At 33.8% G+C, this 13,902-nt stretch carries 14 protein-coding genes and 2 tRNA genes; all 16 read left to right on the forward strand.

Features of this window, described 5'->3' with window-relative positions; translation table 11 throughout:
- The first annotated feature begins 14 nt into the window (after positions 1–14).
- The 16 genes from VQ048_RS07670 (at position 15) to VQ048_RS07745 (ending at position 13,900) form a co-directional block, all read left to right on the forward strand.
- On the forward strand, positions 15–1,181 hold the full coding sequence (locus VQ048_RS07670; RefSeq protein WP_327611207.1) for a cysteine desulfurase family protein: 1,167 nt from the start codon (positions 15–17) through the stop codon (positions 1,179–1,181).
- 85 nt (positions 1,182–1,266) lie between these two features.
- Positions 1,267–1,584 carry a thioredoxin gene (gene trxA / locus VQ048_RS07675; RefSeq protein WP_327611111.1) on the forward strand — a complete coding sequence of 106 codons (318 nt, stop codon included), beginning with the start codon at positions 1,267–1,269 and terminating at the stop codon, positions 1,582–1,584.
- A 122-nt stretch (positions 1,585–1,706) separates the two neighbouring features.
- Positions 1,707–1,780: transfer RNA gene (locus VQ048_RS07680), tRNA-Asp, on the forward strand.
- A 91-nt stretch (positions 1,781–1,871) separates the two neighbouring features.
- A tRNA-Ala gene (locus VQ048_RS07685) sits at positions 1,872–1,945 on the forward strand.
- Positions 1,946–3,116: 1,171 nt separating this feature from the next.
- Entirely contained in the window at positions 3,117–3,470 is a 354-nt protein-coding gene (locus VQ048_RS07690) for a hypothetical protein (protein ID WP_327611112.1), read from the forward strand.
- A complete protein-coding gene (locus VQ048_RS07695) occupies positions 3,467–4,933 on the forward strand; it encodes a relaxase/mobilization nuclease domain-containing protein (protein WP_327611113.1) in 1,467 nt (488 codons plus the stop codon). The genes VQ048_RS07690 and VQ048_RS07695 overlap by 4 nt, the downstream gene beginning before the upstream one ends.
- A gap of 3 nt (positions 4,934–4,936) precedes the next feature.
- Positions 4,937–5,602, forward strand: a complete 666-nt coding sequence (locus tag VQ048_RS07700) for a ParA family protein (protein WP_327611114.1) — start codon at positions 4,937–4,939, stop codon at positions 5,600–5,602.
- Positions 5,603–5,604: 2 nt separating this feature from the next.
- Positions 5,605–6,102, forward strand: a complete 498-nt coding sequence (locus VQ048_RS07705; protein ID WP_327611115.1) for a hypothetical protein — start codon at positions 5,605–5,607, stop codon at positions 6,100–6,102.
- 16 nt (positions 6,103–6,118) lie between these two features.
- Entirely contained in the window at positions 6,119–6,445 is a 327-nt protein-coding gene (locus VQ048_RS07710; RefSeq protein WP_327611116.1) for a DUF4134 domain-containing protein, read from the forward strand.
- 13 nt (positions 6,446–6,458) lie between these two features.
- Complete coding sequence (locus tag VQ048_RS07715; protein WP_327611117.1) at positions 6,459–6,746, forward strand: DUF4133 domain-containing protein; 288 nt, start codon at positions 6,459–6,461, stop codon at positions 6,744–6,746.
- 81 nt (positions 6,747–6,827) lie between these two features.
- On the forward strand, positions 6,828–9,878 hold the full coding sequence (locus VQ048_RS07720) for a TraG family conjugative transposon ATPase (RefSeq protein WP_327611118.1): 3,051 nt from the start codon (positions 6,828–6,830) through the stop codon (positions 9,876–9,878).
- The gene (locus VQ048_RS07725) at positions 9,875–10,537 is read left to right on the forward strand and encodes a hypothetical protein (protein ID WP_327611119.1); all 663 of its coding nucleotides are present in this window, start codon (positions 9,875–9,877) and stop codon (positions 10,535–10,537) included. The genes VQ048_RS07720 and VQ048_RS07725 overlap by 4 nt, the downstream gene beginning before the upstream one ends.
- 1 nt (position 10,538) lies before the next feature.
- Complete coding sequence (locus VQ048_RS07730; RefSeq protein WP_327611120.1) at positions 10,539–11,225, forward strand: hypothetical protein; 687 nt, start codon at positions 10,539–10,541, stop codon at positions 11,223–11,225.
- Positions 11,222–11,893, forward strand: a complete 672-nt coding sequence (locus tag VQ048_RS07735; RefSeq protein ID WP_327611121.1) for a hypothetical protein — start codon at positions 11,222–11,224, stop codon at positions 11,891–11,893. Before VQ048_RS07730 ends, VQ048_RS07735 begins: the two co-directional genes overlap by 4 nt.
- 2 nt (positions 11,894–11,895) lie before the next feature.
- Entirely contained in the window at positions 11,896–12,699 is an 804-nt protein-coding gene (locus VQ048_RS07740) for a hypothetical protein (RefSeq protein ID WP_327611122.1), read from the forward strand.
- Positions 12,692–13,900, forward strand: coding sequence for a TraJ family protein (locus VQ048_RS07745; protein ID WP_327611123.1), 1,209 nt, complete (start codon positions 12,692–12,694; stop codon positions 13,898–13,900). Before VQ048_RS07740 ends, VQ048_RS07745 begins: the two co-directional genes overlap by 8 nt.
- Positions 13,901–13,902: the final 2 nt, after the last annotated feature.

A 13,902-nucleotide genomic window follows, 5' to 3' on the forward strand; every position in this document is an offset into this window, starting at 1 on the left:
CGGTTTTAATGGAAATCAGAAAAGTATATTTGGATAATGCGGCTACTACTCCGATAGACGAGCCGGTGATTGAGAAAATGGTGGAAGTGATGCGGATGAATTACGGTAATCCTTCTTCTACTCACAGCGTTGGGCAAGAGGCTAAATCACTTATTGAAGGGGTTCGTCGAAAGATTGCCGATTATTTGAGGGTGCAACCTGGGGAGATTATTTTCACCTCTTGCGGGACGGAGTCCAATAATTTGATTATAAAATCTTGTGTGTCCCATTTGGGGGTGGAGCGGATCATTACATCACCCTTGGAGCATAAATGTGTAGCAGAGGCTGTACGGGATGCCAAAACCCGAAAAGGCGTGGAGGTGGTTTATCTGCGTCCTGATGCTAACGGCGATATTTTACCCGAGAAGGTAGAAGAAGCTTTGAAGGCTTCGGATAAGAAGACTTTGGTTTCCCTTATGCATGCCAATAACGAAGTTGGTAATCTTTTGGATTTGGAAGCCGTGGGTAAATTATGCGAGCAGTACGGGGCTTATTTTCATTCGGATACGGTACAGACGATAGGGCATTTGGATTTGGATTTTTCCAAAATTAATATTGACTTTGCTTCTTGCAGTGCGCACAAGTTTCACGGACCTAAAGGAGTGGGGTTTGCTTATGTCAAAAAATCTTCCCGATTGAAACCAATAATTCTTGGAGGAGCCCAAGAACGTGAGCTTCGGGCAGGAACGGAAAATGTAACCGGGATTGTCGGTTTGGGGGTTGCGTTGGATTTATGCATGACGAACCTGGAAGAGTACGCCCGTCATATTCAACAGATCAAGGAGTACACGAAGGAGCGCTTGCAAGCGCGGATTCCGGGAGTGAGGTTTAACGGGCGCTCTGCGGATTCTCAAAGAAGCCTTTATACGGTGCTTAGTGCATTGCTTCCGTTTAAAAATCCGATGATTGGTCTTCAATTGGATATGAAAGGGGTGGCTATTTCTCAAGGAAGTGCTTGTTCGTCCGGTGCGGCTAAACCTTCAATGGTAATGATGATGCTTCTTGATGATAACGATTTAGAAGAGACTACGCCGCTTCGTATTTCGTTTTGTCATCATACGACGAAAGAAGATATTGATTATTTTGTCGAGGCGTTGGTGGAGATTTCTTCCTCTTCTCTTATAGAAAAAAACAATGCCTAATATAGATGAGAGGGTGTTGCATTTGGGATTATAATTATTACTTTTGTAGACGGTAAAAAAATAAATTAAAAATAAATTTTGTATTATGGCATTAGAAATTACAGATAGCACGTTTAAGGAAACGGTATTAAACTCGGATAAGCCGGTATTGGTAGATTTTTGGGCGGTATGGTGTGGTCCTTGCCGTATGTTGGGGCCGATTATCGAAGAGGTTTCAGCCGACTTCGAGGGCAAGGCTGTGGTAGGTAAAGTGGATGTAGACAATAACCAGCAGGTTTCGGTGGATTATGGGATTCGTAATATTCCGACGATGCTTATCTTCAAAAATGGAGAAGTGGTCGACAAGATTGTTGGGGTAGCACCAAAAGAGGTGATTGCTGAAAAACTATCTGCTCATTTGTAAAAAAAACAGATTGAAAATTAATGCTTTCCGTTTAGGGAAGCATTTTTTTGAAAAAATATTTGCAGTTTTAGAAAAAAGTCCTATATTTGCAATCACAAAAATGAAGGGTTTCTTCATTGAAAGATCCGGTAGTTCAGTTGGTTAGAATGCCGCCCTGTCACGGCGGAGGTCGCGGGTTCGAGTCCCGTCCGGATCGCAAAAAAGTCGCAAAAGCGACTTTTTGTTTTATCAAAAATAGGATTAACTTGACTGGCAAGTCTGTTTTTTATATTTTTGTTGAGAGATAAGGGGAATTGGCGCAGTTGGCTAGCGCGTTTGACTGGCAGTCAAAAGGTCACGGGTTCGAATCCCGTATTCTCCACAAGTGCTATTGAAAATCAATGTTTTACGATAGTAAGGGACTAAAACAGGGACTTGTTCTCTGTTTTTTTTTCAGAATCTTCTCGCTCAGATTTATCCAACCACCTTACTCAGATTTATCCAACCACCTTACTCAGATTTATCCAACCACCTTACTCAGATTTATCCAACCACCTTACTCAGATTTATCCAACCACCTTACTCAGATTTATCCAACCGCCTTACTCAGGTTTATCCAACCGCCTTACTCAGATTTATCCAACCACCTTACTCAGATTTATCCAACCTTTACTCAGATTTATCCAACCACCTTACTCAGATTTATCCAACCTTTACTCAGGTTTATCCAACCACCTTACTCAGATTTATCCAACCTTTACTCAGGTTTATCCAACCTTTACTCAGGTTTATCCAACCACCTTACTCAGGTTTATCCAACCTTTACTCAGATTTATCCAACCACCTTACTCAGATTTATCCAACCTTTACTCAGGTTTATCCAACCACCTTACTCAGGTTTATCCAACCTTTACTCAGATTTATCCAACCTTTACTCAGGTTTATCCAACCACCTTACTCAGATTTATCCAATTCTTGTTTATAATGATTTGATTAACAATTTTTTATGTATAAAATGTGAATTCATTATAAAGAATGACATCACACACATATATATATAATTATGTATTATAAATATAATATATGTGATCGTAATTTTTATTTTTTTTCTGTCAGCCATTTAGTCCTCTAAAAAAGGATTTTACAAATATTATATAATGATAATCAGTATTTTAAAATTTTAGAGGAATAAAAAAATGAAGAAAGTCAATATAATTTGAAGAACAGGGATTTCAATGTGGGCTTCAAATGCAATGTGGGCTTCAAATGCAAGATGTGTCTTTGTATATACACTTCAAGCGCATAGACAAAGACCATCTTGCCCATTTTTCTTTTGGGAAAAATGGGGGCAAAAAACTTCGGAACTCGTTTTTTGTAATAAAAAAAAATAGAAATAAGAATACAAGCTATTAAAAGTTATTAAAAAACATTTTTACATTTTTCTTTTTTATGTTATTAATAATATTAAATGACTTTATTTAATAATAAATATTATTTTTTTGTTTTTTATTGTTGTTTTGTTAATAAATTAAGAATTTTGCCTAAAGAAAAAAATGAGGGAAGGACAAAAACCATTGCTAATCTATATTGATGAAGAACAAAAAGCAAAGTGGAAGTCAATCTGTAAAAGTAGGGGGATAACATTTAAAAGCCTTATCGTAGATTCCGTAGAAGGTAGAATTATGGATAACGAAAGGCGAAGAGTAATAGAGTTCATTGAGGTACAGGATAATATTTTTAAGAAGATAGAAAACAACATCAATCAGTTTGCAAAAATTGCTAATACCTCTAAATGGATTAGTGAAATGGAAATGAAAATTTTTAATCAGAACCTATCTGAATTGAGAAAAATGAAACAGGAGCAAACTGATATGTTCAAGATTATTTTTGAAATGCTTGGAAAATGATAGTAAAGATTTTATCGGCAAGTAAAAGTTTTAGTGGTGTAGAATATAACGATAAAAAAGTGGAAAAAGGAAAAGGAGAATTGATGGCGATGAAAAACTTTCCCTCATTCATCAATGAGGAAAGTAGTCCACAGACAGTGAAAGATTATTTAAAATCTATCTCCAAAAGTAACAAGGTTAAAAAACCTCAATTTCACGCAGTAATTTCTACCAAATTTCAAGAACACTCAAAAGAGGAATTGAAAATTGTTGCTGAAAATTTCATGCAGGAGATGGGATATGGAGAACAGCCATACATTGCAGTTTTCCATAATGATACAGATAATAATCATATCCATATAGTTTCCACAAGAATTGACAAAGCAAGTGGGAAAAAGTTGAATGATAGCTTTGAGCGATTAAAATCCCAAAAAGCATTGCAAAAGGTAATGGATAAACTTTATCCCGAACAAAAACTAAATGAAGAGTTGGATAAGTTACTAAATTACAAATACAGTTCTTTAAATCAATTGAAAGAATTACTGGAAAGGAATGGTTTCAAATTGTCTAGAAACTCTGAGGACGATAATCGGTTGGATATTCTAAAAAATGGCGTTTTGCAAAGAAGTCTTACAGGAAATCAACTTTCTTTTAATACTAGTGAGGATAAGAACAGGAAGAAGCAGATAGCGGCTGTCATTAAAAAATATTCTGAAATCTTTTCTAATAAAACCTTTAAAGTCATTGATGACAGAAAACAAAAGGATTTATATGAGAGAGAAACAAACGCTCAACCCAAGATTGAATGGGAAAGCGAACTGCAAAAGAAACTTCGGGATATGTTCGGGATTGATATTATTTTTCATCATAAGGAAAAACAAACACCTTTTGGATATACAGTGATAGATAATAGGTCTAAATCTATTTTCAAAGGGAGTGAGATTCTCAAAATGAGAGAAATTTTCCAATTTACTGATGAGCAAATTGATAAAAAGAATTTTGAAGTTTTAAAGGATTTTAATATCACCACCGAGAAGGAGAAAGAAATTTTAAGAGAATGGTATAACGAAAAGCACCCTCACGCTCCTATTCAAATCCATATGCTATTTTATAATAAAAATAAAAACTCTGAAATCAGAAAACAGGGGCGTGAAGATGTTTTAAATCTTATCAAAAGCGGAGAGGATAAATCCGACAAAATAGATGTTGTGAATGTAGAAGGGAAATATTATGCCATACACAATCTGTTCCACCAAGTTTGGGAAATGGATAAACTGATTGGAGAAATCCAATACCAAAAGCTTATGGATAGAAAGGATGTTGAACAATATGGAGATGATAATGTTATAGAGGGTATCGTTGATTGGAGTACAGATTTACTGGAAGGTACTTCGGATATTATAGATAGTATTTTGAAACCTAACTATGGGGCAGAAATAGAAGATGAATTTGACCCAAGAAAGAAGAAACGAAAAAAACGATAATTTATGATAATCACATTTGGAACACAGAAAGGAGGTGTTGGCAAAACTACAATTGCTGTGGCGTTAGCTAACTACCTTACTTTACATAAAGAACGAAAAGTTTTTGTGTATGATTTTGATTATCAAAAGTCATTTTACAAACTATGGGAGATAGATAATGGCAAGGAAAATTCAATTCCACCAATTTATGATGTACAAGTTATAAATAATGAAGATGAACTGCCTTTTTCTAATATGGAGGAACTAAAAGCTATAAAAGATAGTCAAGACATTTATTTATTTGATTTGGGCGGAACATTAGATGCAAGGTATAACTTACTATTGGTTTATTCGGATATTATCGTGATTCCATTTGAATATTCTAATGTTAGTATCGAGTCTACATTAGTATTTATAAATGTAATTACTAAACATTTTGAAACAGAAGCTTCATTACTATTCATCAGTAATAGAAGTGATGCAGGATATAATTATCCAAATAAAGAGTATACAGATGGTGTTCTTGAACAATATGGAGAATTAGTACCTACACCCATTTATAAAAGGAACGCTTTACAAAAAATAAACACAAGGGAGTTCAAAAAAGAAATCAGGAATGCTATAAAGCCTAACCTTGATGAGCTTTTAGATATCATAAACAATTTAACTGAGAAGAAGTACAATTTATGACAATGGGAAAATTTGTATTGGTAGTATTGATAATATACATTCTATACTATACAGGAAACATTATTTATGACCTATATATCAAAAAAGAAAAGGTAGAAGAAGTGGAAGAAGAGGTTGTAACTATTGAAGGCATTGATACGGAAGAAAATGTTGCCAATGTAGAAATTGATGATATAGAGGAAATGGCAACTCCAAAAGGTTTCACTAATGAAGAAGAATACAATATAAGAGAAGGGGAACAAGAAAACGAGTTTGACGAAGGAGAAAAAGAAAGAAATATCCTTGAATTAGAAAAGAAACATAAAGAAGAAAGCCAATTAGACAACATCACAAAAGGGCAAGAAGTGGCAGAAAAAAAGGTTGAAGAGCAACCTAAACTTAAAACAGATTTCAAAAGAACACCCACGCCTGAAGAATTTAGAAAAATCATTAATGATGCCGAAAGTAATGTCTATATAGCCAGTGAAAAAGAAGGACATATTTGTTACAATATGAAATAACATAAATTTTATTAAGATGAAAAAGTTCAATTTTAAAATCAACAAAAAAAGTTTGGTAAAGAATGCTTTAACATTAGCATTAGTATTATTTGCAGTTACGCCGATGTTTGCCGGCGGTGGAGCTCTAGGAATAGCTGCACAGAAAATAGGAGAATACAAGGAGGGAGCCAAACTATTAATCAAAGCCATAGCTGCCGTTGTAGGTTTAATAGGAGGTATTCGGATTTATAACAAATGGCAGAATGGAGACCAAGACGTGAACAAAGAAATCATGGGCTGGGCAGGTGCTTGTATTTTTTTATTACTAGTTCCAACTTTCTTGGATTCCATATTTGTAGGTTAAAAAAAATGCAAACATGCAAACCAAATTTTTTCTCTACAAAAGCCTAAAAAAGCCTTTAATTTTTTTTGGATTAAAGGAGAAGTACATCTACTATGCTTTTGGAGGAGTTGCAGGAGGAATAGTAATAGGGACCATTCTCTCAAGCTTTTTTGGATTGTTAGGTAGTATTATAGGCTTTTCCTTATCTGCAATAAGTGTATGGTTTACATTGAAACTCCAAAGAGAAAGAGGGCTTTTTAACAAAACTAAAAACGCTTTTGAAGTTCACATTTTCAAAAGTGGCTTCAAAAAGAATACTTAATAATTCTTTTTATTTAAAATTAAGAGGAAGAGAGGGGGGAAATGAAAGAGTTTTTCTTAACTCTCTTCTTCGTTTTTAGCTATGATAAAATACAAAACGAAAATATTTGATGTACCTTTCATCGGTTATGATTTAGGCGAAAAGCACGGCTGGACTTTTGATGTTCTTATTGGAAAATATGGAAATCCTGTAATTGGCATTAAAATAAAGAATGCCGTTGAGCAATATTCTGCCGACCCTGAAAGTTATATGAATTTTCATTCTTTACTTAACCAAATTATTGCCATTGTTGGGGAGGGTTTTATTATTCAGAAAACAGATATTTTTTCTAAGAAAAAGTATTTAGCTGAACCTTCTAAAGAATTTTTACAACAGAAATATTCGGAACATTTTGATGGGAGATATTTCAAAACAATAGATACACTTCTATTGTTTACAGACCTTATTGATGATAAGAGTAAAAAGAAAAACAAGTATAAATTTGACGAAAACAGGTACAAAATATTAAGAGAAAAGTGTCAAAAAGTTTTAATGCTTCTAAATCAACACGACTGTCCTGCATCTTTCTTAAAGAAAAAAGATTTTGATTACTACATAGATAGGGCTTTCACAATGAAGTTTTCCGATATACCAACTTTTGATAATTACAAAATTATGGACACTTATATAAAGGTTGGGAATGACTTTATAAAAACCATAGCATTTGTAGATGTAGAAGATATTGCCTTGCCTGCAACAATCTCTCCTTTTACCTATTTAGGTGGGGGCGGTACAGCTTCTGAGACAGCAGTAGATAACTTTTCGTTTTTCAATGAATTAGAGGACTATAATGCCGTTATTTATAATCAGGTTATTTCTATTCCAATACAGGGTAAAAGGCAAATAGACCTTGAGAAAAAAAAGAAAAAACATGAAAGTGCAGGTTCTCAAAGTCCAAGTAATTTACTCATTGCAGAAGAAATAGACGCACTAATGATAGATGTGGCAAGTAACAGCCAGTTGATTGTAGATGCCCACTTCTCTATGGCTTTTTCTACTGATAGTAAAGAAAAAATGGAAAAATTATATTCCCAAATAGAGTCTAAACTATTCACTAAAGGAATAAGAATTTCACAACGCTCTACCAATCAATTGGAGCTGTTCAGAAGTTGTATTCCGGGAAATGCGGTAGAGTTAAAAGATTATGATTTCTTTATGACTACGAGCGAAGGTGCGAGTTGTTTTTTTTTTAAAGAAAGTTACCCAACAAACGAAGAATCCAATTTTTATTTAAGATTCACGGATAGGCAAGGCGTACCGATTAAAATAGACCCATCGGATTTACCTATGAGAACAGGAAGGATAAATAATAGAAATAAATTCGTTCTTGGACCTTCGGGTTCAGGAAAATCCTTCTTGATGAATAATATAGTGGAGCAATATCTAACCTATAATTACGATGTGGTAATTGTAGACACAGGAGATTCCTACTCAGGAACTTGCAAATACAAAGGAGGGAAGTATATAAAATATACAGAAGAAAATCCAATCACAATGAATCCTTTCATAATGAATGAAAAGGAGTTTAATATTGAAAAAATTGAATTTTTAACAAATCTAATTTTTATGATATGGCAAGGGGCTGATGCTACAATGACAAAGGAGCAAAAATCCATATTGGACAATACCCTAGTGTCCTATTATAACCAATATTTTAATCAAGGAAAAAACTGGTATGAGTCAAAATCTAATGAAGATTTATTACTTCATTTAGAAAAGTACAATATCCATAGAGAAGAATTACTAGAAGATTTTGAGGAAGATTTAGAACAAAGCAAAACTTATTACGAGATATTAAATGTTTCAGAAAATGCTACTATGGATGAGATTAAAAGGGAAGGGAGAAAATTAATTAATTTTTACCACCCTGATAAAAATATTGATAATCCCGATTATGATCAATCAAAGTTTTATCGGGTATATGAAGCCTATGAAACTTTGATTGATGAAGAAAAAAGAAAAAGATACAACGAAACAACATTAGCGGTTATCACTTCAGAAGTCATCAAAAAATCTCTAAATGCAGAGGAATGGAATGATGCGTTCCGATATTCCTTAATAAAAAGAATAAAGGAACTTGATGATAAATTAGTTGTTTCGGAGTTATCGTTCAATAGTTTCTATGAGTATTGTGAACGATTTTTACCTATCTATTTAAAAAACAAGAAATATAAGATTACGGAAAAAGAGTTTAATCTACGAACATTTTTATTTGTATTAAAGGACTTTTATAAAGGAGGTCGGTATGGAACTACTTTAAATGAAAGTGCTGATAGTACATTGTTTGATGAACCTTTTATCGTTTTTGAAATTGATAATGTAAAAGATAATCCTACTCTTTTTCCCATCGTGACACTTATTATTATGGATACTTTCATCCAAAAAATGAGATTGAGAGAAGACAGAAGAAAAGCCTTAATTATAGAAGAAGCGTGGAAAGCAATTGCATCCAAATTAATGGGTGGGTATATTCTTTTCCTCTATAAAACTGTAAGGAAGTTTTGGGGGGAAGCCGTCGTAGTAACACAGGAATTGAACGATATTATCGGAAATGCAGTTGTAAAAGATTCTATTATAAGTAATTCCGACACTTTCATTTTGCTAGACCAAACGAAATTCAAAGACAACTTTGAAACAATTGCTTCTCTTCTGTCATTAAATCAGGTGGAACAAAATAAAATATTTACAATCAATAACTTAAATAATAAGTCTGGCAGAAGTAGATTTAAAGAATTTTATATCAAGAGAGGTTCAAAAGGCGAAGTTTATGGAAACGAGGTATCCTTAGAACAATACCTGACCTATACCACCGAGAAGCCTGAAAAATCTGCCATTGAATACTACTTTCAAAGTCTTGGAGATTATGATGTGGCACTAAATAGTTTCGTAGCCGATTCCAAAAAGCTCAATGGCGATTTAGGGAGTTTGGTACCATTGGTAAATCTAAATAAAAAGCCGATAGACAACAATGTGATAAGGTATTATGAAGCTTTAAAGAAGAAACATATAGGTCAGGATGTTTTCAAAATTATAGAGGGGAAAATGTTAGAAAAAAAGCAAACTTTCAACGAATTAATAAAAGAAGTAATATGAAAAAAGGTATCTTAACATTACTCTTATTACTAGTGCTTGGCAAAGGATGTATCAAGGCTCAATCACTTTATTTGGACCCGACTACAACAGCAGCATTAATGTATTATTCATCTGACCTAAGAAAGCAGCAAGAGAAAACAAAAAATGAAGTAAACGGGTTGAAAAAGGTTCAAGCAACAGTAGGAGTGGCAATGGCAGAAGTGGGGCGCGTTCAAAATCAAGTTTATAAAGGACTACGTGAAGTTTCGGGAACCCTCACTAACGCATATCAAGTAAAAGAAATTTATATCAACTTAGAAAGAAGCACAATGGCAATGAAAAAAATAAAAGACATTGCTATAAAACATCCGCAATATATGGTTTTTACAGAAAGTATTATTGAAAAAGCTATCGAGAGAATCACATCTACTTCGCTAGAATTATCAAATTTAATGACTTCATCAGACACTAATTTAATGACATCAGGAGATAGATATAGGGTGTTGAAAACAATTAATGATGCCGTAATGATGCTGAGGGTGGACTTAATGAGCATCTTGCTGAGATTAGAGAGAGTTGAAAGAATTGGTTTTTGGAGAGAATTGAACCCTTTTAAGGGGTACATAAATACCGACAAAAGTATTGTGGAGAGTATTATGCTGAGATATAAATACTTATAAAATGAAAGAAAAAAAGTTAATTCACTCGATATTGTTTTTTTTCTGCCTTCCTATATTGATGTCTAATGGTGGTGGTGCTGGAAGTGTAGAAGTAGAGCATGTCTCGTTCCCGATGATAAATTCCGAAATAAGAAATTCATTAGAAGAGCATGAAAATCAAAAACAATTAAGGGCAGAACAAACTGTCAGTTTGGCTTCAGAGAGAATAAATAGAGGGCTTTGGACAAAATATAAGGATACCACTAAAAAAATTCAGAATAGATTACGATTTGTTGATTTTGCAGTTCAGTCCATTCCTACAGGATACTCAATGTATCTCGATGCAAAAGAAATAAAAGAAACCCAGGAAAGAATTATTCGAGAATTATCAGAGGCTCCATATGCGATAGTTATGGCAATGCCTGCGCAAATAAAGTTTGCCGATGATTTACAAATGACAACGAGATTATTGATGGGTATTGTAGTTTCTTATGGAGCTATTAATCAAATGGAAAAAGCCGATCGAAAACAACTGTTACAATATGCCTTGGATGAAGTAAAAGCAATTAAGTATCAAGTAAGATACTTACTGCATAAAATTATCGAGTTTAAACGAATGATAGAAATGAAAAAATATCTTTTGAAATACCACAAAGAAAGGGATTTGAATATAGTCAAAGATATCGTAAGAAATATAAAAAAATTATGAAAAAGATACTATTCATAGTTGTTGCTATAGGAGGGATTGTTTTGATAAAATCTCAACAACCGCAAATTGTTGTGAATGACAGACTGCTTTTTCAACTCCAAAAAAATCAGCTTGTCCGTGTCGGGAGTGAAAAAAATTTTTTCAAATCTTACGAAAAACAAAAAAAAATTTATGAAGACTCAAGAAAAAAAATTGCCCAAGTCGTAGCTGTGCAAGAATACATTTATCAACAATTGAAAAATGTAAATTCTGCATTCCGTCATGGAAAAATGGTACAACAAATATGGGAAGAGTTTGATGAAGTTATGAAAAACTCTAAACAAATTATTGAATATAATGCTTTATATCCGCAATACAGTGTATTCCTTACTAAAGCCTATGAAGAGATATGGATTAGGCTTATAAGAATAAAAAACTATTTGGAAAAAGAAGCCTTAAATGAGAATAACAATTTTTTGATGGATTCTTACGATAGGGAGAAAATCCTTGTTCATGTAGGTGATGAGTTAAGAGCACTAAGAGCCGGAACGTATGGCATCATAATGTTTTTCCAAAGAGCGAGAACAATTCCTTATTTACTTCATTCAAGAGAAATAAGAAATTATATAAATATTGACAAACAAATCATCCAAGAAATGATACATAAAATCAAATATTTCAAATATTAATTATGAAAAAAATATTTTTTAGTGGAATGATTTTTTTGGGCATTTTTATACTAGCTCAAAAAAGGCTATATGATCCAACTATCGTTGCTCAAGAAAAGAGGCAAGTGTTTGAAAGTTGGGGAGACTGGCGGCCTTATCCTAAGTATGCTTTTGGCATTCAAACAAATTTTTCTTACGCTACTGTGTGGGGGTGGATGGCACCAAGAAGAAATAGACTATACAAACAAGGAGCAGATATTCGCCCTTTGAAAGTAGGAGGGATAGAAACTCAAAGATTAGTGGAAGTCAAAATACAGGAGTCTGAAACTGAAAAAATAAAAGTAGAGATAGATAGTATTTACAAACGAAATATACAAGATTTCGCTTATTGGACACCTGAAACAGTAGAAGCAGACCCTTTATGGATTTTATATTATAAAAGAATGCTTCGTCCATTGCAGGAGTTTCCAAGCAATCCTTATCAATGGGGAATTAAAAATTTCGACACTTATAAAATGCTTCTTGAAACGGGAAAGATAGAGCAACTCCAAAAAACACTGGATATTTTGAAAGATAAATATCGAATTTCTAGAACGGTAGCAATGCCTAGAGGAAAGAGATTTCTTCTATATCATGAATGCTTATTAGGATGGCGTAGATTTAAAAATATGCTTTCCGAACAAAGCGAGAAAACTACTCTAGTTCTTGAATATGAGAACTTGTTTACCAAAAAAAATCTGATTAAAAAAGAAACTCAAAAAAGCGATTTAGAAATTGTAAAAGGAGTAATTGACGATTATAAGAAAAATGAGAATAAATATGAATAAGTATTTTGGATTGACATTGATTTTTTTGATGTTTCCGTTCATGGGATTTGCCTCAAATGGAGCGTTAGAATTTTTGAAAGGTGATGGAGCCATTGAACAGTGGTTTTTAAAGGCCTTCGCAATGGTGGAATTTGAAGCCGCAAGCCACCTCTCTGGAGCAGCTTCATTTGGTAGAGCTATTGGAGGTTTGGGGGCATTATTTTACATGGGGCATTTAGGATGGCAAATGCAAGAAGGACAGCGACCATGGGCTGTGACTCCTATGATTAAACCAATAATAATTGCTTTGATACTAGCCAACTGGTCACTGTTTACAAACATGATCAAAGCTCCTTTCAACCTATTAGCAACTCCGAGCATTTCTATGTTTAACGATATAGAAAATCAAGCAAATTTGCTAAGAAAAAAAAGATATGAGTTGCAACGGAAAGCGATTGATAAAGCAATGGAAATTCAGGCAAAAAATGAAAAAGAAAAAGCAAAAGCAAATGCTGAAGCAACAGCAAAAAAAGATTTTATGGATAAAATAATAGACGGGGTTTCGGATTCTGTTTCCGAAAAATGGGATAAGCTTACAACCGAAGTTGAAAAATGGTCGTTAAAAACACAGGCCAGCTTACAAACATTGATAGCAGAAGTGATTGAAGCTATCGCACTAATCATTTTAAGAGTTGCTGTGTACGGAATCTTTGGGTTCCAAAAAATTTGGTCCATTATGCTGATAATATTAGGTCCGATAGCAGTAGGGTTATCTCTTATACCGGGCTTTGATGGAGCCTTAAATAGCTGGATAGCAAAGTTTATTAATATCAATCTTTTTACATTTATTTCATTTCAAGCTATGAGTATCGGTAATTTACTCATATCAAGCGGATATAAAATGGAGATAGAAAGGTATGAAACAATACTTAAAGGTAATGAAGATCAAATTACCGCAGCAATAGGAATGTTTACTGAAGGAAGTGGGTTTATTAATACAATCACGTTTACTGTTGTTTCCTACATCGTAACTGGGTTACTTGTATCCCTGACACCTGTTATTGCTGATTCAATCGTTTCTGCAGGAGGTTCAAGTATAGCTAACTCAGCAAGGAGAGAACTGTCCTCAATTTATCGAGGAGGAAAGTCAACAGCAAGGGGGCTTCAAAAAGGCTCTCAACAAATTGGACAAGCATTAGGAAATATAGTTAGTAGATTTTAAAT

It is taken from the genome of Bergeyella anatis (assembly GCF_036016955.1).
Classification (GTDB): domain Bacteria; phylum Bacteroidota; class Bacteroidia; order Flavobacteriales; family Weeksellaceae; genus JAYWXI01.